Genomic DNA, 20,079 nt, shown 5'->3' with positions numbered 1-20,079 from the left:
ACGGCGGGACACGCACCGGCTCACAGCCGCTCGTCGGACAACCCCGCGAGATCCAGCGACGCCGCGATCCGCACCGCCACATCCTCCGCGTACATCGCGTCGGACCGCTCGAACGCGCTGCGCCCCGCCCCCCGCAGAAACGTCACCACACCCAGCGTCCGCCCCCGGCTGCGCAACACCGCGCACAAGGCGTGCACCGCGTCCGACGGCCACTGCCGGGCCTCTGCCCACAGCCGCGCCTCCTCCGGCGCCGCGGCCCCCGCACTCGCCCGCAGCGCGCCGACCCGCTCCACACACTGCAGAGCCGGATGCCCCTCCGCGTACCGCGCGGGCAGGCCCGCCTGGCCGGAGAGCTTGCTCGGCCCCGGGGCGCCGGACGGCGTCGCGGCGACCCGCACCAGCCGTACCGGCCCCTCGGTCTGCGCATCGACGAGCGCACCGCCCGCCACCCGGTCGATCAACGCGTGGTCGGCGAACCCGGCCAGGGCGAAGTCCAGGTGGACCGTCGCCGCCTCCGCGGGGTCCTCACACTCGGCCGCGGCCCGCGAGGCCCGGTACAGCTGCTGCGTACGGAACCTCAGCAGCGACGCCTCCTGCTCGCTCTGCTTGGCCTCCGTCACATCCTGGAACAGCCACCCCACACCCAGCGGAACCGGCTCCTCCGCGAGCGGCGAGGCCAGCCGCACGAAGCCGCTGCGCCAGCACCGCCGCCGCTCCCCCTCCGGCATGCGCACACCCACCCACACCTCGGCGGGCGCGGGCGGCGCACCCTCCGCCAGCACATGCTGCAGCGCGCTCTCCAGCTCCTCCACGCCCTGCGACAGCAGATCCCCGAGCGGGCGGCCGAGCACCGACGTACGACCCGTGCCCAGCGCCTTGGCCGCGTGTGCGTTCACCACGGCCGGCCGCAGGTCGACATCCACGAGTACGACGCCCCAGCTGGCGTCCTCGAACAGCGCCTCGCTCAACGCGATCGACCGCTCCAGATCGATCTGCGCGTGCACCTCGCTGAAGGCGCAGTACACACCCGCCGGCTTTCCGTCGGGCCCGCGCACGGCCGCCGACTGGGTCCGTACGAGCACCCGCCCGCCGTCCTTCGTCAGCAACGCGAACTCGTTCACCTGCCGGCCCGGGGCGTGCATCGCGGACAGCAGCCGGCTCTCGACCTCCTCGGCGTCCGCGCTGCGCACGGCCCACCCGGCCAGGCCCCGCCGCCCCACCGCCTCGTCCGCGCTCCATCCGAGAATCCGCTCGGCCTCACGGTTCCAGTGCGTCAGGACACCGTCGGCGTCGAAGGCACACAGTGCCGCGTCCATCCCGTCCAGCAACGCGGCAAGCAGATCCGAACCGTCCCGCTCGGGCTCGTCTGGCCCCAGCTCGTCGGTGGTCCCACTACGCCGGGAAGCACTCACCTGGACCCCCTGCAGGCTGCGTCCGCACGTACCGCACGTCGGTTCGCTACTTGCAATCATTCAACTGGAACGTGACCCAGCGCACACCGGGTTCCCACAACATTGAAAGAATCGTTGTACGAGGGCATTCCCCACGTCATCCGCGAACGAACACCCAGCCTCCTCCGGCGCGGCCCCGCGTCAAGGTCTCAGAAAAACGGTTGATCCGAGGCCGATCGGTTTCTTAGGGTTCCAGGTACACGAGAGAGGAGGTGGTTCGGCAGATGTATGAGAACCGGACGCGTGAGGTGGCTGCGGGCTAGCGGCCCGACACCACACACAGTGCGGTGCCGGACCAGCGCGTGAGCGAAACGCGCAGCCGGCCCAATCTCCAGCAGTCACCCGACCCGCGAGCCGCCGGTACGTCCGGCCGGCCCTCCTTGAGGAGGACCAGGCTCGCGGGTCGTCTGCGTTTTCGGGGGTGGTCGTGGAAGGCGAATGGCGCGAGGACCGGGTCGGCAGTGCGCTGCGGGGTACGAATCCGGCCGTGCTGCGGAGGCTGGACGCCGGGTTCGCGGCGATCGGGGACGTGCAGTTTCTGCCCGGCTACTCGGTGCTGCTGACCGATGATCCCGGGGTGCAGAGGCTGTCCGAGCTGCCGCGGGGCAGGCGGCTGGCGTTTCTGGCCGACATGGACCGGCTGGGGGAGGCCGTCGAGCGGGCCTGTCGGCGGGTGGAGTCGGGGTTTCGGCGGGTCAATCTGGAGATCCTCGGGAATGCCGACGGGTTTCTGCACGCGCATGTGTGGCCGCGGTACGACTGGGAGCCCGAGGATCTCGTACGGCTGCCCGTGTGGCTCTATCCGCGGGAGAGGTGGAGCGAGGAGCGGTATGTGCTCGGGGCGAGGCATGCCCCGCTGCGGGAGGCGATCGGAGAAGAGCTGGACCGGCTCGGAGAGTAGACGCCGGAACGGCGAACGGCCATCACGCGGAGCGCTCGGCTCCGGGCGATGGCCGTCGATGTGACGGGCTCAGTGGGCGATATCCCCGTAGCCCTCGATCTCGCGGGGGTCGCGGGTGCCCGGGCCGACGTAGCGGGCCGAGGGGCGGACCAGGCGGCCCGTGCGCTTCTGCTCGAGGATGTGGGCGGACCAGCCGGCCGTGCGGGCGCAGGTGAACATGGACGTGAACATGTGCGCCGGGACCTCGGCGAAGTCCAGGACGATGGCCGCCCAGAACTCGACGTTCGTCGCGAGGACGCGGTCGGGGCGGCGGGCGTGGAGTTCCGCGAGGGCCGCCTTCTCCAGGGCCTCGGCGACCTCGAAGCGGGGGGCGCCCAGTTCGCGAGCGGTGCGGCGCAGGACTCGGGCACGGGGGTCCTCGGCTCGGTAGACGCGGTGCCCGAAGCCCATGAGGCGCTCGCCGTTGTCGAGGGCCTGTTTCACATAGGCCTCGGCGTCGCCCGTGCGCTCGATCTCCTCGATCATGCCGAGGACGCGGGAGGGGGCGCCGCCGTGCAGCGGGCCGGACATCGCGCCCACCGCGCCGGAGAGCGCGGCCGCGACGTCCGCGCCCGTCGAGGCGATCACACGGGCCGTGAACGTGGACGCGTTCATGCCGTGCTCGGCCGCGCTCGTCCAGTACGCGTCCACCGCCGCCACGTGCTTGGGGTCCGGCTCACCGCGCCAGCGGATCATGAAGCGTTCTACGACGGACTGCGCCTTGTCGATCTCACGCTGCGGGACCATGGGCAGGCCCTGGCCGCGGGCCGACTGGGCGACGTAGGAGAGGGCCATGACGGCGGCGCGGGCCAGGTCGGCGCGGGCCTGCTGCTCGTCGATGTCGAGGAGCGGCTTGAGGCCCCAGACCGGGGCCAGCATGGCCAGGGCCGACTGGACGTCGACGCGGATGTCACCGGAGTGGACGGGGATGGGGAACGGCTCGGCGGGCGGCAGGCCGGGATTGAAGGCGCCGTCGACGAGCAGGCCCCAGACGTTGCCGAAGGAGACATGGCCGACGAGGTCCTCGATGTCGACGCCCCGGTACCGGAGTGCGCCGCCCTCCTTATCCGGTTCGGCGATCTCCGTCTCGAACGCGACTACTCCCTCGAGCCCGGGTACGAAGTCGGACATCAGGCGGCTCCTCGTGATGTAAGTGACAGATGGTGTCTGGTGGGGTGAGACGTGTGAACCATGTGTCAGTCAGCTTGCGAAGCGGGCGGCCGTCCGGTGGATCCACGGTCGTCGCGGCGACTCGCGGTCCTGGCCGGTCTCCCCTGTGATGCCCCGTGCGGCTGGCGGTCACCCAACCCGAACGGCATCAGAACGATATCCCCGAGTGCCACCGTTGGGGAGGGTTCACGGCACTCAGTGCCACTCAGTGACGAAGGACACCGTCCATACGGCAAGATGACCGGGTGACCGACCGCGACGCCGTCCCCTTCGATCTGGCCTCGATGCGCAAGCAGTACCGGGCCGAGGGGCTCTCCGAGACCGAGCTGGCCGCCACCCCCGTCGAGCAGTTCGCGCGCTGGTTCAAGCAGGCCGCGACCGACGGCGGGCTGTTCGAGCCGAACGCCATGGTCGTCTCGACGGCCGACGCCGAGGGGCGGGTCAGCGCCCGTACCGTTCTGCTGAAGCACTTCGACGAGCAGGGCTTCGTCTTCTACACGAACTACGACTCCCGCAAGGCCCGCGACCTGGCGGAGAACCCGTACGTCTCGCTGCTCTTCCCCTGGCATCCGATGGCCCGGCAGGTCCTCGTCACCGGTGTCGCGCGGCGCACCGGCCGGGACGAGACGGCGGCGTACTTCCGGACCCGGCCGCACGGCTCACAGCTGGGCGCGTGGGCCAGCGCCCAGTCCTCCGTGATCTCCACCCGTGCCGACCTCGACCGCTCGTACGCCGAGCTGGCCGCCCGCTATCCGGAGGGCGAGCAGGTTCCCGTACCGCCGAACTGGGGCGGTTTCCGGGTGGCCCCGCAGGCGGTGGAGTTCTGGCAGGGCCGGGAGAACCGGCTGCACGACCGGTTGCGGTACGTGGAGCAGGCGGACGGGAGCTGGCGGGTGGAGCGGCTCAGTCCCTGACCCCTCAGCCCAGCGTCTCCTCCAGCAGTCCCGCCCACTGCTCCACCACCCGTTCCCGGCGGGCGGTGTCGTCGGTGAGGAGGTTGGCGAGGCCGAGGCCTCGGGCCATGTCGAGGAGGCCCTGGACCGTTTCGCGGACGCCGGGGAGGGATTCGTCGGCGGCGAGGAGGTCGACCGCTATGCGGTGGGTCTCGCGGCCTACGCGGGATTCGAGTTCGGTGACGCGGGGGCGGAGCTGGTCCTCGTTGGAGGCGGCGACCCAGAGGTGGAGGGCGGCTCGGAAGAGGGGGCCGGTGTAGAGGTCGACGAGGGCGGCGACGACCGCGTGGCGGTCTCCGGACGCGCCCTCGGGAAAGAGGGCGCGCAGGGCCGTCGAGCGTTCCTCGGCGACGTACTCGACGGCCGCGGTGAAGAGGTCCTCGCGGGTCGGGAAGTGGTGCTGCGCGGCGCCGCGGGAGACGCCGGCGCGTTCGGCGACGACGGAGACGGTGGAGCCGGCCCAGCCGTGTTCCGCGAGGCAGGCCACGGCGGCTTCCAGGAGCCGCTGCCGGGTGGCCCGGCTGCGGTCCTGCTTGGGGACTCTCTCCGCACGGTCGGCCGTGCTCACACCACCCATGCCGCATCCCGTCGTTCGAGGAAGGCCGTCATCCCCTCGCGGGCCTGCGGGGAGGAGAACAGCCGGGCCGAGAGTGCGGTCAGGTCGGCCGCGTCCCGGTCGAAGGCTTCCAGCACCCTAGCCGTGAGCAGCCGTTTCGTCTCGGCCAGGGCGTCGGGGGCGGATTTGCGCAGGCCGTCCAGGATGGGGGCGAGGGCCCCGTCGACGTCGTCGGCGTGTGTGGTGAGCAGGCCTGTGCGCTGTGCCTCCGCCGTGTCGAAGCGTTCGCCGGTGAGGTAGTAGCGGGCCAGGGCGCGCGGGTCGGTGCGCGGGAGCAGCGGCAGGGAGATGACCGCGGGGGCGACGCCGATGCGGACCTCCGTGAAGGCGAAGGTGGCCTCGGTGGAGGCGGCGGCGATGTCGCAGGCGGCCAGCAGGCCGAGGCCGCCCGCGCGGACGTGGCCGGTGACGCGGGCGACGACCGGCTTGGGCAGTTCGATGATCTGTCGCAGCAGGGCGACGAGTGCGTCCGGGGGCGGGGGGTCCTTGAGGTCGGCTCCGGCGCTGAAGGTGTTGCCGGTGTGGGTGAGGACGATCGCGCGGACGCCGGTGTCCTTGCCGGCGTCGGTGAGGGCGTCGGCCATTTCGGCGACCAGGGCCGCCGACAGGGCGTTGCGGTTGTGCGGTGAGTCGAGGGACAGGGTTTCCACGGCTCGCGCGCGTGTACGAATGACCAGGCTCATGTGCGCTCCCTGAGCTGTCGGCGGAGGATCTTGCCGGAGGCCGCGCGGGGGACGCCGACGATGAAGGTGACGTGCCGGATCCGCTTGTAGGGGGCGACGCGTTCGGCGACGAACATCATGACCTCCGCCTCCGAGAGGCCGGCGGCGTCCGGCTGGCGGACCACGTACGCGTGCGGGACCTCGTTGCCGTCGTCGTTGTATCTGCCGATGACGGCGGCGTCGGCGATGCCCGGGTGGGTGAGGAGGAGGGCCTCCAGTTCGGCGGGGGCCACCTGGAAGCCCTTGTACTTGATGAGTTCCTTGACGCGGTCGACGACGAAGAGCCAGCCGTCGTCGTCCACGTGGCCGACGTCTCCGGTGTGCAGCCAGCCGTCGGGGTCGATCATCGCGGCGGTGGCGTCGGGGCGGTCGAGGTAGCCCTTCATGACCTGGGGGCCGCGGATGAGGATCTCGCCGGACTCGCCGGCGGGCAGGTCCGAGTCCGGGTCGTCCAGGGAGACGATGCGCATCTCGGTGCCGGCGATGAGCTTGCCGACGGTTCCGGGCGGTGCGTCGCGCATCGCGTCCAGGGGGACGACGTGGGTGCCGGGCGACAGTTCCGTCATGCCGTAGGCCTGGCCGACGGGCGGCAGGCCGAGCCGCTGGGAGCAGGCGGCGGCGAGGCGGGCGTCCAGGGGTGCGGCGGCGCTGAGGATGTACTTCAGGGACGACAGGTCGTACTGGGCGACGGCCGGGTGCTTGGCGAGGGCCAGGACGATGGGCGGGGCCACGTAGAGGCCGGTGATGCGGTGGTTCTGGACGGCCGCGAGGAACTGTTCCAGGTCGAAGCGGGGCAGGACGACGACGGTGGCGCCCTTTCTGAGGGGCGCGTTCATCAGGGCCGTGAGGCCGTAGATGTGGAAGAACGGCAGGACGGCGAGGATGCGGTCGCCGGGGCCCGCGGGTATCGCCCCGTCGAGCTGGGCGAGGTTGGTGGCGATCTGCCGGTGGGTGAGCAGCACGCCCTTGGGTGTGCCGGTGGTCCCGGAGGAGTACGGGAGGGCCGCCACGTCCTCGGCGGGGTCGATGTCGATCACCGGCTCGGGGGCGGCGGAGGCCAGCATGTCGATCAGGGACCGGTGGCCGGTGGCGCTGTCGCACACGAAGATCTCTCGTACGCCGCCGGCGAGTTCGGCGGCCCGGCGGGCGACGCCGAGCAGCGGTGAGACGGTGACGATCCAGCGGGCCGCCGAGTCCGTCAGCTGCTTGGCGAACTCCTGGGCGGTGGCGAGCGGGTGCACGGTGGTGACGGTGGCGCCCGCGCGGGTGGCGGCGTAGAAGGCGGTGGGGAAGGCGATGGTGTTGGGGCTGTGCAGGGCGAGGACGTCGCCCTTGCGCACCCCGGCCTCGGCGAGCCCGGCGGCGACGCGCCGGTGGAAGCGGTCGACCTGCTCGTAGGAGAGGGTGGTGCCGTCGGTGCCGTCGATCAGTGCCGGGGTGCCGCCGAACTCCGTGGCCCGGGCGAGGACCGCCTCGTGGATGGGCAGGTCGACGGGCGGGACGTCTGCGTACTCGCTGCGGAACATGGTTCCTCCTCGCGCGGGCCGTCTCCGGCCGTCTCAGTACGACTTGGGCAGGCCCAGGGTCTGGTGGGAGACGTAGTTGAGAATCATCTCCCGGCTCACCGGTGCGATACGAGCCACGCGCGCGGCCGTTATCAGCTGCGCCAGGCCGTACTCGCGGGTGAGGCCGTTGCCGCCGAGGGTGTGCACGGCCTGGTCCACGGCCTTCACACAGGCCTCCCCGGCCGCGTACTTGGCCATGTTGGCGGCCTCTCCGGCGCCCGTGTCGTCGCCCGCGTCGTACAGCTGGGCGGCCTTCTGCATCATCAGGCGGGCGAGTTCGAGGTCGATGTGCGCCTGGGCCAGGGGGTGGGCGATGGCCTGGTGGGCGCCGATGGGGGTCTTCCAGACCTGTCGGTCGCGGGCGTACTCGATGGCTCGGGCGAGCGCGTAGCGGCCCATGCCGATCGCGAAGGCGGCCGTCATGATGCGCTCGGGGTTGAGACCGGCGAAGAGTTGCAGCAGGCCCGCGTCCTCGTCGCCGACGAGGGCGTCGGCGGGCAGCCGTACGTCGTCGAGGGTCAGCTCGAACTGCTTCTCGGCGGCGTTGAGTTCCATGTCGATGGGGCGGCGGCCGAACCCGGGGGTGTCGCGCGGGACGATGAACAGGCAGGGCTTGAGACTGCCGGTGCGGGCGTCTTCGGTGCGGCCGACGATGAGGGTCGCGTCCGCGATGTCCACGCCGGAGATGAACACCTTGCGGCCGGTGAGGATCCAGTCTCCGGTGTCCTGGTCGCGGCGGGCGGTGGTGGTGATGCGGTGGCTGTTGGAGCCGGCGTCGGGTTCGGTGATGCCGAAGGCCATGAGGCGGGAGCCGTCTGCGAGGGCGGGGAGCCACGTTTGTTTCTGGGCGGCTGTGCCGAAGCGGGCGATGACTGTGCCGCAGATGGCTGGTGAGACGACCATCATGAGGAGGGGGCAGCCTGCGGCGCCGAGTTCTTCGAGGACCAGGGAGAGTTCGGTGATGCCGCCGCCGCCTCCTCCGTAGGCCTCGGGGAGGTTGACGCCCAGGTAGCCGAGTTTGCCTGCTTCTGACCAGAGTTGTGTGGGGTCGGATCCTCGGCCGTGGCGTTTGCCCAGGGCGGAGACTGCTTCTCGTAGGGACTTGTGGTCTTCGGTGTCCATGAGGAGTCCTTTCGGGTGCGGGCCGTACGTGGCTTGTCGCGCAGTTCCCCGCGCCCCTAAGAGGCTTCTGTCACCACCGCCAGTAGTGCGCCCGGCTCTACCTGTTGTCCGGGTACGGCGTGCAGGGCGCTCAGGGTTCCCGTGGCCGGGGCCGTGATCTTGTGCTGCATCTTCATCGCCTCCAGCCACAGGAGGGGATCTCCGGCCTTTACGGCTGTTCCCACTGTCAGTCCGTCGGCGACTCGGACGACCGTGCCCGGCATGGGAGCGAGGAGGGAGCCCGGGGCGTGCTGGGCGGTCGGGTCGGGGAAGCGGGGCAGGGCCGTCAGGGCCGTGTTGTTGACGTAGAAGTGGTCGTCGTAGCGCGTCACGGTGAACCGGCGCTGCACTCCGGCCACTTCGAGTACGACCAGACCCGAGTCGGCGTGCACCACCCGCACCCCCTCCGCCTCCAGGCCCTGCCTCGTGTACCGGTAGTGGACCTCGTGCTCCTCCCCCGCCATCGCATAACGCTTGACCTGCGGCTGTGAAGGCACGTTGCGCCAGCCGCCGAAGCGGGAGCGGGAGCCGGTGTGGGCGTCGGCGAGGGCTGCGGCGAGCGGGGCGTGGGGGTCGGTGGCGGGGGTGGTCAGTTCCGGCAGGTGGCGGTCGTAGAAGCCGGTGTCCATGCGGGCCGCGGTGAACTCGGGGTGGCGCAGGGAGCGGACCAGGAGGTCGCGGTTGGTGACGGGGCCGTGGATCACCACCCGTTCCAGGGCGGAGGCGAGCTTGCGGAGGGCCTCCGCGCGCGTGGGGGCGTGTGCCACGACCTTGGCGAGCATGGGGTCGTAGTGGACGCCGATGTCGTCGCCGTCGGTGTAGCCGGTGTCCAGGCGGACGCCCTCCGGTACGGACAGACGGTGCAGCCGGCCGGTCTGCGGGGCCCAGTCGCGGGACGGGTCCTCGGCGTACAGGCGGGCCTCGACGGCGTGGCCACGCGCGCGCGGAGGGTCGTTGTCCAGGGGGTGGCCTTCGGCGACGCGGAGCTGTTCGGCGACCAGGTCGAGGCCGAACACGGCCTCCGTCACGGGGTGTTCGACCTGGAGGCGGGTGTTCATCTCCAGGAAGTGGGCTCGGCCGTCGGCCACGAGGAACTCGACCGTGCCGGCGCCCACGTAGTCGACGGCCCGGGCGGCCCGTACGGCGAGGGTGCTCAGCTCCTCCTGGAGTTCCTCGGGGAGTCCGGGCGCCGGGGCCTCCTCGACGACCTTCTGGTGGCGGCGCTGGAGGGAGCAGTCGCGGGTGCCGAGCGGCAGGACCGTGCCGTGGGTGTCGGCGAGGATCTGGACCTCGACATGGCGGCCGTTCTCCACGTACGGCTCGACGAAGACCTCGCCGTCTCCGAACGCGCTCGCGGCTTCGGCGCGTGCGGAGGCCAGTTCGGCGTCCAGGTCCGCCAGGTGCCGTACGACGCGCATGCCGCGTCCGCCGCCGCCCGCCGCCGCCTTCACCAGCACGGGCAGGTCGGCTTCGGTGACGTGGGAGAGGGGCTGGATGCCCATGAGCTGCTTGGCGCGGGTCTTGGACGCCATGGCCTCGATGGCCTCGGGGGGCGGGCCGATCCAGATCAGGCCCGCGTCCTGGACGGCCCGGGCGAAGTCGGCGTTCTCGGAGAGGAAGCCGTATCCGGGGTGCACGGCGTCCGCTCCGGCCGCGACGGCGGCCTTCACGATGAGGTCGCCGCGCAGGTAGGTGTCGGCGGGCGCCTCCCCCGGAAGTCGTACGCTCGCGTCGGCCACGCGCGCGTGGAGGGCGCCCTCGTCCGCGTCCGAGTGGACGGCGATGGTGCGGATGCCCAGCTCGCGGCAGGTGCGGAAGACACGGCAGGCGATCTCGCCCCGGTTGGCGACCAGCAGAGAAGTGATCACGGAAGGGTCCCTCACGGTATCGGTCACTGGTCCCCTCACATCCGGAAGACGCCGAAGCCGCCGCGCGCGCCCTCGTAGGGGGCGGTGTGCAGGGCGGACAGGCACAGGCCGAGGACGGTGCGGGTGTCGCGCGGGTCGATGACACCGTCGTCGTACAGCCGCCCGGACAGGAACATCGGCAGCGACTCGGACTCGATCTGCTGCTCCACCATGGTGCGCAATGCCGCGTCGGCCTCCTCGTCGTAGGGCTGCCCCTTCGCCGCCGCCGACTGCCGGGCGACGATGGAGAGGACGCCCGCGAGCTGCTGGGGGCCCATGACGGCCGACTTGGCGCTGGGCCAGGCGAAGAGGAAGCGGGGGTCGTAGGCCCGTCCGCACATGCCGTAGTGGCCGGCGCCGTAGGAGGCGCCCAGCAGGACGGACAGATGGGGGACGCGGCTGTTGCTGACGGCGTTGATCATCATCGCGCCGTGCTTGATGATGCCGCCCTGCTCGTACTCCTTGCCGACCATGTAGCCGGTGGTGTTGTGCAGGAAGAGCAGCGGGATGTCGCGCTGGTTGGCGAGCTGGATGAACTGGGCGGCCTTCTGGGACTCCTCGCTGAAGAGGACCCCTTGGGCGTTGGCGAGAATGCCGACCGGGTAGCCGTGGAGCGTGGCCCAGCCGGTGGTCAGGCTCGTGCCGTAGAGCGGCTTGAACTCGTCGAAGTCGGAGGCGTCGACGATACGGGCGATGACCTCGCGCGGGTCGAAGGGGCTCTTCAGGTCGCCGGGGACGATGCCGAGGAGTTCGTCGGCGGAGTACTTGGGGGGCTCGGCCGGGCCCGGATCCTCGTACGCCTTCCGGTGGTTGAGGCGGGCGACCACGCGCCGGGCCTGGCGGAGCGCGTCGGGCTCGTCGACGGCGAAGTAATCGGCGAGGCCGGACACGCGCGCGTGCATCTCGGCGCCGCCCAGGGACTCGTCGTCGCTCTCCTCGCCCGTGGCCATCTTCACCAGCGGCGGGCCGCCGAGGAACACCTTCGCCCGCTCCTTGACCATGATCACGTGGTCGGACATGCCGGGGATGTAGGCGCCGCCGGCGGTGGAGTTGCCGAAGACGACGGCGACGGTCGGGATGCCGGCCGCCGAAAGCCGTGTCAGGTCCCGGAAGATCGCGCCGCCCGGGATGAAGATCTCTTTCTGGGACGGCAGATCGGCGCCCCCGGACTCCACCAGGCTGATGCAGGGCAGCCGGTTGGCGAGGGCGATGTCGTTCGCGCGCAGGGCCTTCTTCAGCGACCAGGGGTTGCTCGCTCCGCCGCGCACGGTCGGGTCGTTGGCGGTGATCAGGCACTCCACTCCCTCGACGACACCGATGCCGGTGACGAGGGAGGCGCCGACGGTGTAGTCGCTGCCCCAGGCGGCCAGCGGGGACAGCTCCAGGAAGGGCGTGTCCGGGTCGAGGAGCAGCTCGATGCGCTCGCGGGCGAGGAGTTTGCCGCGTTTGCGGTGCCGCGCCACGTACTTCTCGCCGCCGCCCGCGAGGGCCTTGGCGTGCTCGGCGGTCAGCTCGTCCAGCTTGGCGAGCATCGCCTCGCGGTTGTCCCGGTAGTCGGGGCTCTTGGGATCGAGCGCGGAGGTCAGGACGGTCACAGCAGGGCCTCCGGTATGTCCAGGTGGCGGGAGCGCAGCCATTCGCCGAGGGCCTTGGCCTGCGGGTCGAAGCGGTGCTGGGCGGCGACCCCCGCGCCGAGGATGCCCTCGACGACGAAGTTGAGGGCGCGGAGCCGGGGCAGCAGGTGCCGGGTGACTGTCAGCCCGCGACTCTCGGGAATCAACTGCTGGAATCTGTCGGCCGTCAGCTCGTGTGCGAGCCACCGCCAGGCGTCGTCCGTGCGGGCCCACACACCGACGTTGGCGTTGCCGCCCTTGTCACCGCTGCGGGCGCCCGCGACGAGGCCTAGGGGGGCGTGCCGGGTGGGGCCGGGGGGCGGCGGCTCGGGCAGGGGCGGCTCCGGTACGGCGTCGAGTACGGCGGTGTCGTGGGCCGGTGGCACGGGGACTCGACGCCCGTCATGGAGGACCGCCACATGGTCCACTCCACCATGGGGGACGTACACATCCTCGAAGACCCCATAAGGCGAGCCCTTCCCCGGTGGTGCCAGCACATGGAAGCCGGGGTAACTGGCCAGGGCCAGCTCCACGGCCGCCCCGCTCAACGCCCGCCCGACGACGCCCTGGTCCGGGTCCCGTACGACGAGCCGCAGCAACGCGCTCGCCGTCTCCTCTGTGCTCGCGTCGGGCCGGTCGGTGCGGGCCAGCTCCCAGCGCACGTCGGCGGCCTTGCCGAGGGCGGGTTCCAGTTGCTCCCGCACCAGGGCGGCCTTGGCCTCGATGTCGAGGCCGGTGAGCACGAAGACGACCTCGTTGCGGAAGCCGCCGAGCTTGTTGAGCCCGACCTTGAGGGTGGGCGGGGGCGCCTCTCCGCGCACGCCGTCGATCCGCACCCGGTCGGGCCCGTCCTGGCCTAGCCGTACGGTGTCCAGGCGGGTGGTGACATCGGGCCCCGCGTACCGGGCGCCGGCCGTCTCGTACAGCAACTGGGCGGTGACCGTGCCGACGTCGACGAAGCCGCCGGTGCCGGGGTGCTTGGTGATGACGCAGCTGCCGTCCTCGTGCAGCTCGGCGAGCGGGAAGCCGGGGCGTCGGACGTCGCCGTCCCGGAAGAAGGCGTAGTTGCCGCCGGTGGCCTGCGCCCCGCACTCCAGGACGTGCCCGGCGACGACGGCCCCCGCGAGCCGGTCGTAGTCCGTTTCCCTCCACCCGAAGTGGGCTGCGGCGGGCCCGGTGACGAGGGCCGCGTCCGTCACCCGCCCGGTGACGACGATGTCCGCGCCCTCCCGCAGACACGCCGCGATACCGAACCCGCCGAGGTAGGCGTGGGCGGCGAGGCTGCCGGGGTGGGCGGCGGTCAGGTCGTCGCCCTCGACGTGTGCGACGCGTACGGGGATGCCGAGCCGGTCGGCCAAGTGCCGTACGTCGTCGGCGAGTCCGGCCGGGTTGAGCCCGCCGGCGTTGGTGACGATCCGGACGCCCCGCTCGTGGGCGATGCCCAGGCAGTCCTCCAACTGCCGCAGGAACGTCCGGGCGTATCCGGCGCCCGGGTCCTTCAGCCGGTCGCGGCCGAGGATCAGCATCGTCAGTTCGGCGAGGTAGTCACCGGTGAGGACGTCCAGTTCGCCGCCGGTGAGCATCTCGCGCAGGGCGTCGAAGCGGTCGCCGTAGAAGCCGGAGGCGTTGCCGATGCGCAGGGTCATGGGGTGGTCTCCTGCGAAGGCCTCTGGGCGGCCCCCTTCGGCGGGCGTCCGCTGCCCGGCGGCCCGGCGAAGGCCTGCGCGAGGTCCAGCCAGCGGCCGGCGTCGGGGCCTTCGGCGCGCAGCGCGAGGTCGGCGCGGTGGGCGCGCTGGGTGACCAGGAGGCAGAAGTCGAGGGCGGGGCCGGTGACGCGTTGCGCGGCGTCCTCGGGGCCGTACGCCCACAAGCCGCCGGAGGGTGCGCGCAGTTCGATGCGGAAGGGGTCGGCCGGCGGAGTCAGCCCGTGCACGCTGTAGGCGAAGTCCCGGGTGCGCACCCCGAGCCAGGCCACATGCCTCAGTCGGTCGGTGGGTGGGCGCACCACGCCCAGGGCCTCGGCCACGTCCTGGCCATGGGCCCAGGTCTCCATAAGACGGGCCGTCGCCATGGATGCGGCCGACATGGGTGGGCCGTACCAGGGGAAGCGCGCCTTGGGCGGGGCGGCCCGCAGCGCCTCCTCCAGTGCCGTACGGCCCTCACGCCAGCGTGCGAGCAGTTCGGCGGGCGGGAGCGCGGCGCCCTCCTCTGCGCCCTCGTCGACGAAGGAGTCCGGTGCGGTGAGGGCCTTCTCGACCAGGGCACGGAAGCCGTCGGCGTCGGTGACGGCGAGCAGGGCCGAGCGGTCGGTCCAGGCGAGGTGGGCGATCTGGTGGGCGACGGTCCAGCCGGGGGCGGGGGTGGCGAGCGCCCAGTGCGGCGCGCTCGATCCGGCCACGAGGCGGTCGAGTTCCTCGCTCTCCTCGCGCAGGTCGTCGATCACGGACGTCGGATCGGACACGGGCGCTCCCTGGGCCACGGCGGTGTGCGGGTGGTGCGGGGTGGTGCGGCGTGGTGCGGCGTGCTGAGGAGCATGGCAGTGGGGTCAGAAACAATCAAGCATGCTTGCATGAAAATGTGCGATGGCTGAAAGCGTGCTCTTCGGCGGCGCGATCAATACACTCCCAGTCGCGCTCGTTCCATTGGTCGGACTTCGGGGGAGAAACCAGAATGAGCAACTGGAATCCGGGCGGGCAGCCGCCGGGCGCCGGATACCCGCCCCAGGGTGGCCATCCGCCCCACATCCCCCACCCCTACACACCACCCCACACCCCCCACCCGATGCCACCGCAGGCACCACCGCCCGGCCCCCTCACCCGGCTGCGGCGGCGGATCGGGCCCATCAACACCGCACGCCGGGTCTTCAAGCCGTCCCGGCCGGATCTCGTCGAGGACGCGTTCATCGCGCGGATGCAGAAGATCCGCACGCTCGTGGGACTCGGCGCGGTGGTGTGGGTGTCGGTGACCTACAAAATCACCAAGTCCGCAGAGGACGTCGCGAGCGACCGTTTCAACCAGTCGTGGATCAGCGTCCTGGTGCTGTCGGTGACGCTCCCGGTCGCCGTCGGCATCCTGCTGGCCCTGACCGCCCCGTCGGCCCGCCGGGATCTGCTGCGCCGGGCGGCGCGGTCCTTCGGCGCGATCGTGGCCCTCGTGGCGGCGGTCTTCGTCTTCCCGGCGTCCATGCTCACCGGCTTCATCGAGGGGAAGTTCGCCACCAACCCGGTGATGACCGTGATCACTTGGTCGACCGTGGTGTTCATCATGGTGTGGGTGCTGCCGTTCATCGTCTGGGGCATCGGCCTCGCCCTGATCCACGTGTTCCGCACCGCCGACATCCACCAGACCATGCCGGCGCTGCTCGCGATGACGCTGGTGTGGGAGATGACCCTGATCGACGTGTTCACGGGGGCGTACGCGGGCGTGCCGGGGCCGGTGCGGGTGATGTTCCTGCTCGGGGCCCCGGTGTCCGTGACGGCGGTCGGGTTGTGGGAGCTGCGTCGGCTGCGGGTGCGGTACGGGATCGCCGTGGGCGGGATCCTGGTGCGCTGAAGCGGCTCGGGGGCCGGGCCGGTCTAGCCGTCGATGTCCAGCGCGGTCCCGTACAGCCGGTCCACCCTCAGCCGGACGACCACCCGGCGCTCGGCGACCAACTCCTCCAGAAACGCGTCTTCGTCCTCCGGCCTCGCGCCCTGCGGGATCATCCCGAGCAGTTCCCGCCCGACCGCGTCACCGGGAACCGTCGTGGCCTCGGAGACCTCGGCCTCGCCCTCAGCGACGGCGAACGACCACACGTCACCGCCCTGCACATGCAGTGCCGCCCGCGGGTCGCGTCTCAGATGCTTGACCTTGACGCGCTCGGCCGTCGTCGAGAACCGCACGATCCGAGCCTCGGGGTCCCAGCTGTAGACCATGGTCGTCAGATGGGGACGGCCATCACGCTTGACACTGGCGAGCGTGCCGAACTGCTGCTTGCCGAGGAGGTCGGAGAGGGCTTCGTCGGACAGGGGGCGGGGGCCGGGGCGTTGAGTCATGGACGGGTCAACTGTGGTGCCGGCGCGGATATTTCAGGGACGGCGCCCGATCGCGAGCAGGTGGGAACTCGCTGCCAGCAGCTCCGGATAGGGCTCGGCCATGCGTGCCGCCGTCAACGCCGACTCGAACAGAGCCGTATCGCCGAACGACTGGCCGGTGTTGCGCTCGGCCGCCGCGAGCATGGACCAGGCCGGGCCTTCGATGCCGTACACCTCGGCGCCGTCGAAACCGGCTGCGGCCACCTCGTCACGCAACTGCTCGCCACTGTGGAAGTAGGCAGCGGTGAAGGCCTTCTTCCCGTCATGGATCTGCGTGGCCAGGATGCCTGCGATGCTCTGCCGCAGGGGCTGCTTGTGGAGGTGCGCGAAGGCGGCGTGCTCGAACAACGACGAGTAGCGGTTGATACCGGCCGCCGCGAGCAGGCCGCCGGGCTTGAGAACGCGGTGAGCCTCGGCCAGCGCCTGGTCGCGGTCTGCGCGTTCGAGCAGGTGGTAGAGGGGGCCGAGCAGGAGCACGACGTCGTACGAGGCATCCTCGGCCGTGAGCCGGCGGGCGTCTCCGAGTTCGACGGTGGCGCCGGTCAGCTCCGCCTGTTCGACGTGCCTGGGGATCGGGTCGATCAGATGGATTCCGTAGCCGTCCTTGACGAGCCACCGGGCATGGGCACCCGGGCCGCCTCCGATGTCGAGGATCCGTGCCGGCGGGGAGGGGAGGTGCCGGCGCAGCAGTTCCTGCGTGCGTACCATCTCCAGGCGGCCGTCGGCTGTCGAAGTGAGCCGGTCAGCCTCGTCGATGGTCTCCGTGTAGAACCTCACGATCTCCGGGGCTGTCTCAGGGCTCGTCATGCGGGCATTTTGACATCCTCCCCCTCTTAAAAGAGGGGGATTGCAACCCATATGGGCTGAGGTTCACGGGCACTCGAACGGCCGGTGGCCATTGTCACCCCTCCGGCACCGACTGACCGCCGGGGGCGGGGGATCCCGCCCTGTCCTGCCGCGACGTTGATACTGGCGTTGGTGTCCGCGTTGCAGGTGAAGCCGCAGGAGGAGCAGACAAACTCAGCTTGGCTCTTGCGCGAGTTCTTGTCGATCCATCCGCAGGCACTGCACCGCAGAGACGTGTAGGGGGCGGGGACGTCTTCGACCCGGCCGGGAGCTTTGTGCTCGGTGCGCTGGCGGAGCAGGCCCCACCCTTGGGCGAGGACGGCCCGGTTGAGGCCGGCTTTGGCCGCGCGGCCGTTCCTGAGGTACTGGCCGGGCTGGCCGGGATCGGGCTTCGCCTTGGCCCTGGCGGTCATGTTCTTGATGTCGAGCTTCTCGAACCGCACCAGGTCATAGGAGCGGGCAAGCATGGTCGAGGTCTTCTCGCACCAGTCCTTACGCCGGTTCGCCTCCCTGGCCATGAGCTTGGCCACCTTCGCGTACGCGGCCGTCTTGCGCTCGCTGCCCTTCGGGGCGCGGGCGGCGCGGCGCTGGTGCTTGCGGATCTGGGCGCGCTCGCGGGTGGTGAGCTGGGGGCAGTTGAGGGTGCGGCCGTCGGAGAGTGCGGCGGTGATGGTCACGCCACGGTCGATGCCGATGGCCTCGCCGATGCCCGGTTTGTCGATCGGGTCGGGGATGACGGCGAAGGCGATGTGCCACTGACCGTTCTTGAGGGTGACGCGGAACGTCTTCGCCGCGGGAAGCCGGGCGCCCTTGCCTTTGACACTGAGGCGGAAGCGAACCCAGCGGCAGCCGGGCACCTTCACCTGCGCCCACCGCCGGTTGAGTTTCTGCACGGTGACGGCGCGGCCCATGACCTGCTTGCCGGTCCTGGAGTTGATCAGCGGTCGGCCGTCCGGCTCGAACTCGGGGACACGATCGTCGCCGATGACACGGAAGCCCTCGTGCACGAACTTCTTGCGCCAGGTCGGTTCACCGAACCCGGACGTGAAACGCGCGGCCTTGGCCCGGCGAAGTCCTTCAGCGCCTGAGCCTGGACGGTCTGGTTCCCGGCACGCAGCCACTCACTGGCAGCACGGGCCTCGGTGAGCTGACGGCACTGCTCCGCGAACGAGGGCGCTCCGGTGCGCTTGCCGTCGGGACAGTGATGCGCCTTGTCCCGCCGCCAGTGCGCGTGCTGCTCCACCGCGAGATTCCACACGTACCTGGCGTGCGCGCAGTGCAGCAGCATCTGCTGCTCCTGCTCGCTCGTCGGGTAGATCCGAAACCGTGCCACGCCGCGAACCTAGACCGCACGTTCTCCCACCGCGCACACCATCGATCACACTCACCCGCACGAGTGACCACACCAGGCCAGCCACCGGCCTCAGGGCCCTCGATTCTCCGTCACCACCACCTGCCCGGGGGTCGGCCTCAGCGCCATGGACCACGACGCCGAATCGCCCTGACGGCCAATCTGCTCCCCCTGCCCCGCTCCGCAGGGGCGGGCGTTCACCCGGCCCTGAAGGACCGGGCACCCTGCCCGAAAGCAAGGTGGAGGCCCACCGGTGGACGAGTCCACGGGTCGAAAGTGGGCTTTCATGTCGTCGCTGGAGCGTGAGCAGATCGCCGGTGATCTGCTGCCTTTGGCCGCGACCTCGCCGTCTCAGCGCGACTGTACGAGGAGTGGCGCCGAGCGCGCCGGAGCACGAGCGCCGTCGGCACCGCGGCACCGGGCCACGGATAGGCTCACCCCGCATGGGAGTTGGCGCAGGCGTGCAAAGCAGAATGATCGCCGTCCCGGGCGGGGCGGTGACGCTGTCCGACCGGCGGACGCAGCGGAGTTGGACGGCCGAGGTCGCTGCCTTTCGGATGTCGGCGTTCCCTGTTACTCAGGAGTGGTATGCCCAGGTCACGGGTGAGTGGCCGAGTGCCGCTCGTGGTGAGCGGCTGCCTGTCGAGGGTGTGTCGTGGTGGGACGCGGTCGTCTTCTGCAACGCCCTCTCGGTGGCGGAGGGTCTGACACCCGCGTATCGGACGGGCGTCGAGGCCGAGAACGTCGAGTGGGATGCCTCCGCCGACGGGTACCGGCTGCCGACCGAGGCCGAGTGGGAGTACGCCTGCCGTGCCGGCAGTGCCGGGCCGCGTTATGGCCTGCTCGACGAGGTCGCCTGGTACCGGGGGAACTCGGACGAGCGGGTCCACGCCGTGGGCGGCAAGCGGGCCAACGCGTGGGGTCTGTACGACATGCTGGGCAACGTCTGGGACTGGTGCTGGGACCTCTACGACGCCGAGGTCTACGGCACGTACCGGGTGTTGCGGGGCGGCGGCTGGTCCGACGAGCACTGGAGCTGCCGGGCATCGGTGCGGCGCCGTAGCCATCCGACGTTCCGGATCGACGATGTGGGGTTCCGTGTCGCGCGGTCGGGGGTGTCGGGTGAGGGGCGGGCGGTTGGGTGACCGCAGTGAGTGAGTGGGGACCGGGCCGCGCCTGGCCGCCTGAACCGATCAGGACCGAGCGGCTTGTGCTGCGGGAGTCCGAAGGACGGGATCGTGCGGTGTTCGTCGAGTTGTTCGCTTCGCCGGAGGTGGGCATCCATGTCGGTGGATCTCGGCCGCGTGAAGAACTCGAGCGCGCGGTGCCCGAGGTGCCCGGGCGGCGGCCTGGTCTTTTCGTGGTCGAGCTCGACGGAGTGATGGTCGGCATGATCACACTCGACCGGCGCGACGCGGAGCGTCCGGGGCATGTGCGTCCGGAGGGCGGGGAGGCCGAGCTCGGCTTTCTGTTCCTGCCGGAGGCGTGGGGATGCGGGTACGCCGTCGAGGCGTGCGGGGCGGTGCTCGGCTGGTTCGGCGACGTGCTTCCCGGTGAGCCGGTGGTGCTCTGCACCCGGACCGCAAACGACCGCGCGATTCGTCTCGCGGCGAAGCTAGGGTTCACCGAGGTGGAGCGGTTCGAGGAGTACGGCGCCGAGCAGTGGTTCGGTGTGTGGTCCTCGGTCACGCCCGGAGGAGAGGGATCAGGC

General features: G+C 71.1%; 18 protein-coding genes and 1 pseudogene. 5 read left to right on the top strand and 14 right to left on the bottom strand.

The genetic code is table 11. The features are described from left to right. Positions 1-20: 20 nt before the first annotated feature. Positions 21-1,472, bottom strand: a complete 1,452-nt coding sequence (locus ACFT32_RS29305) for a PAS domain-containing protein (RefSeq protein WP_382495273.1) — start codon at positions 1,470-1,472, stop codon at positions 21-23. Positions 1,473-1,878: 406 nt separating this feature from the next. On the opposite strand from ACFT32_RS29305, the gene ACFT32_RS29300 reads away from it, so the two are divergent. Further along, positions 1,879-2,352 (top strand): diadenosine tetraphosphate hydrolase, encoded by a 474-nt coding sequence (locus ACFT32_RS29300; protein ID WP_382495271.1) that lies wholly within the window; start codon positions 1,879-1,881, stop codon positions 2,350-2,352. Between the two features lie 69 nt (positions 2,353-2,421). Here the strand turns inward: ACFT32_RS29300 and ACFT32_RS29295 are convergent, their stop codons facing one another. Beyond that, entirely contained in the window at positions 2,422-3,522 is a 1,101-nt protein-coding gene (locus ACFT32_RS29295) for a citrate synthase 2 (RefSeq protein WP_382495269.1), read from the bottom strand. Between the two features lie 284 nt (positions 3,523-3,806). Here ACFT32_RS29295 and pdxH point away from each other — a divergent pair, with 284 nt between their 5' ends. Beyond that, a complete protein-coding gene (gene pdxH / locus ACFT32_RS29290; RefSeq protein ID WP_382495268.1) occupies positions 3,807-4,475 on the top strand; it encodes a pyridoxamine 5'-phosphate oxidase in 669 nt (222 codons plus the stop codon). A 4-nt stretch (positions 4,476-4,479) separates the two neighbouring features. On the opposite strand, the gene ACFT32_RS29285 is transcribed toward pdxH, so the two are convergent. The 8 genes from ACFT32_RS29285 to ACFT32_RS29250 are packed head-to-tail and all read right to left on the bottom strand — an operon-like array spanning position 4,480 to position 14,559. Continuing rightward, the gene (locus tag ACFT32_RS29285; RefSeq protein ID WP_382495266.1) at positions 4,480-5,091 is read right to left on the bottom strand and encodes a TetR/AcrR family transcriptional regulator; all 612 of its coding nucleotides are present in this window, start codon (positions 5,089-5,091) and stop codon (positions 4,480-4,482) included. Beyond that, positions 5,079-5,813 carry an enoyl-CoA hydratase family protein gene (locus tag ACFT32_RS29280; protein WP_382495264.1) on the bottom strand — a complete coding sequence of 245 codons (735 nt, stop codon included), beginning with the start codon at positions 5,811-5,813 and terminating at the stop codon, positions 5,079-5,081. Before ACFT32_RS29280 ends, ACFT32_RS29285 begins: the two co-directional genes overlap by 13 nt. Further along, the gene (locus tag ACFT32_RS29275) at positions 5,810-7,378 is read right to left on the bottom strand and encodes a 4-coumarate--CoA ligase family protein (protein ID WP_382495262.1); all 1,569 of its coding nucleotides are present in this window, start codon (positions 7,376-7,378) and stop codon (positions 5,810-5,812) included. Before ACFT32_RS29275 ends, ACFT32_RS29280 begins: the two co-directional genes overlap by 4 nt. A 33-nt stretch (positions 7,379-7,411) precedes the next feature. Further along, positions 7,412-8,539, bottom strand: coding sequence for an acyl-CoA dehydrogenase family protein (locus ACFT32_RS29270; RefSeq protein ID WP_382495260.1), 1,128 nt, complete (start codon positions 8,537-8,539; stop codon positions 7,412-7,414). Between the two features lie 56 nt (positions 8,540-8,595). Next, positions 8,596-10,446 (bottom strand): acetyl/propionyl/methylcrotonyl-CoA carboxylase subunit alpha, encoded by a 1,851-nt coding sequence (locus tag ACFT32_RS29265; RefSeq protein WP_382495258.1) that lies wholly within the window; start codon positions 10,444-10,446, stop codon positions 8,596-8,598. Positions 10,447-10,481: 35 nt separating this feature from the next. Continuing rightward, positions 10,482-12,080, bottom strand: coding sequence for an acyl-CoA carboxylase subunit beta (locus ACFT32_RS29260; RefSeq protein WP_382495256.1), 1,599 nt, complete (start codon positions 12,078-12,080; stop codon positions 10,482-10,484). Further along, positions 12,077-13,744 (bottom strand): acyclic terpene utilization AtuA family protein, encoded by a 1,668-nt coding sequence (locus ACFT32_RS29255; protein ID WP_382495253.1) that lies wholly within the window; start codon positions 13,742-13,744, stop codon positions 12,077-12,079. Before ACFT32_RS29255 ends, ACFT32_RS29260 begins: the two co-directional genes overlap by 4 nt. Continuing rightward, positions 13,741-14,559 carry a TIGR03084 family metal-binding protein gene (locus ACFT32_RS29250; RefSeq protein ID WP_382495250.1) on the bottom strand — a complete coding sequence of 273 codons (819 nt, stop codon included), beginning with the start codon at positions 14,557-14,559 and terminating at the stop codon, positions 13,741-13,743. Before ACFT32_RS29250 ends, ACFT32_RS29255 begins: the two co-directional genes overlap by 4 nt. A 209-nt stretch (positions 14,560-14,768) precedes the next feature. On the opposite strand from ACFT32_RS29250, the gene ACFT32_RS29245 reads away from it, so the two are divergent. Continuing rightward, complete coding sequence (locus ACFT32_RS29245) at positions 14,769-15,650, top strand: hypothetical protein (RefSeq protein ID WP_382495247.1); 882 nt, start codon at positions 14,769-14,771, stop codon at positions 15,648-15,650. Between the two features lie 23 nt (positions 15,651-15,673). Here the strand turns inward: ACFT32_RS29245 and ACFT32_RS29240 are convergent, their stop codons facing one another. From ACFT32_RS29240 to ACFT32_RS29225, 4 genes are read right to left on the bottom strand one after another with little or no spacing between them, the layout of a single operon-like run. Further along, a complete protein-coding gene (locus ACFT32_RS29240; RefSeq protein ID WP_382495244.1) occupies positions 15,674-16,132 on the bottom strand; it encodes a pyridoxamine 5'-phosphate oxidase family protein in 459 nt (152 codons plus the stop codon). Between the two features lie 33 nt (positions 16,133-16,165). After that, the gene (locus ACFT32_RS29235; RefSeq protein WP_382495241.1) at positions 16,166-16,978 is read right to left on the bottom strand and encodes a class I SAM-dependent methyltransferase; all 813 of its coding nucleotides are present in this window, start codon (positions 16,976-16,978) and stop codon (positions 16,166-16,168) included. Between the two features lie 26 nt (positions 16,979-17,004). Beyond that, entirely contained in the window at positions 17,005-18,024 is a 1,020-nt protein-coding gene (locus tag ACFT32_RS29230) for an RNA-guided endonuclease InsQ/TnpB family protein (protein WP_382495238.1), read from the bottom strand. Beyond that, positions 17,955-18,305 (bottom strand): hypothetical protein, encoded by a 351-nt coding sequence (locus tag ACFT32_RS29225; protein WP_382495913.1) that lies wholly within the window; start codon positions 18,303-18,305, stop codon positions 17,955-17,957. The genes ACFT32_RS29230 and ACFT32_RS29225 overlap by 70 nt, the downstream gene beginning before the upstream one ends. A 536-nt stretch (positions 18,306-18,841) precedes the next feature. On the opposite strand from ACFT32_RS29225, the gene ACFT32_RS29220 reads away from it, so the two are divergent. Both ACFT32_RS29220 and ACFT32_RS29215 read left to right on the top strand, forming a co-directional pair. Continuing rightward, positions 18,842-19,513: a formylglycine-generating enzyme family protein gene (locus tag ACFT32_RS29220; protein WP_382495911.1), complete on the top strand. Its 672-nt coding sequence runs from the start codon at positions 18,842-18,844 to the stop codon at positions 19,511-19,513. A gap of 5 nt (positions 19,514-19,518) precedes the next feature. Beyond that, positions 19,519-20,067 (top strand): annotated as a pseudogene (locus tag ACFT32_RS29215) (GNAT family N-acetyltransferase); the annotation flags it as partial. Between the last annotated feature and the right edge of the window lie 12 nt (positions 20,068-20,079).

This window comes from Streptomyces sp. NPDC057002, assembly GCF_042673825.1.
GTDB lineage: Bacteria > Actinomycetota > Actinomycetes > Streptomycetales > Streptomycetaceae > Streptomyces.
Note: the sequence above shows the minus strand (reverse complement) of the source record. Positions and strands in the feature narration are given on the sequence as shown.

Coding starts and splice junctions, on each gene's coding strand:
- ACFT32_RS29245 (WP_382495247.1), top strand. CDS start 14,769: ATGAGCAACTGGAATCCGGGCGGGCAGCCGCCGGGCGCCGGATACCCG.
- ACFT32_RS29275 (WP_382495262.1), bottom strand. CDS start 7,378: ATGTTCCGCAGCGAGTACGCAGACGTCCCGCCCGTCGACCTGCCCATC.
- ACFT32_RS29235 (WP_382495241.1), bottom strand. CDS start 16,978: ATGACGAGCCCTGAGACAGCCCCGGAGATCGTGAGGTTCTACACGGAG.
- ACFT32_RS29220 (WP_382495911.1), top strand. CDS start 18,842: ATGATCGCCGTCCCGGGCGGGGCGGTGACGCTGTCCGACCGGCGGACG.
- ACFT32_RS29280 (WP_382495264.1), bottom strand. CDS start 5,813: ATGAGCCTGGTCATTCGTACACGCGCGCGAGCCGTGGAAACCCTGTCC.
- ACFT32_RS29270 (WP_382495260.1), bottom strand. CDS start 8,539: ATGGACACCGAAGACCACAAGTCCCTACGAGAAGCAGTCTCCGCCCTG.
- ACFT32_RS29225 (WP_382495913.1), bottom strand. CDS start 18,305: ATGCTGCTGCACTGCGCGCACGCCAGGTACGTGTGGAATCTCGCGGTG.
- ACFT32_RS29240 (WP_382495244.1), bottom strand. CDS start 16,132: ATGACTCAACGCCCCGGCCCCCGCCCCCTGTCCGACGAAGCCCTCTCC.
- ACFT32_RS29295 (WP_382495269.1), bottom strand. CDS start 3,522: ATGTCCGACTTCGTACCCGGGCTCGAGGGAGTAGTCGCGTTCGAGACG.
- ACFT32_RS29255 (WP_382495253.1), bottom strand. CDS start 13,744: ATGACCCTGCGCATCGGCAACGCCTCCGGCTTCTACGGCGACCGCTTC.
- ACFT32_RS29285 (WP_382495266.1), bottom strand. CDS start 5,091: ATGGGTGGTGTGAGCACGGCCGACCGTGCGGAGAGAGTCCCCAAGCAG.
- ACFT32_RS29305 (WP_382495273.1), bottom strand. CDS start 1,472: ATGATTGCAAGTAGCGAACCGACGTGCGGTACGTGCGGACGCAGCCTG.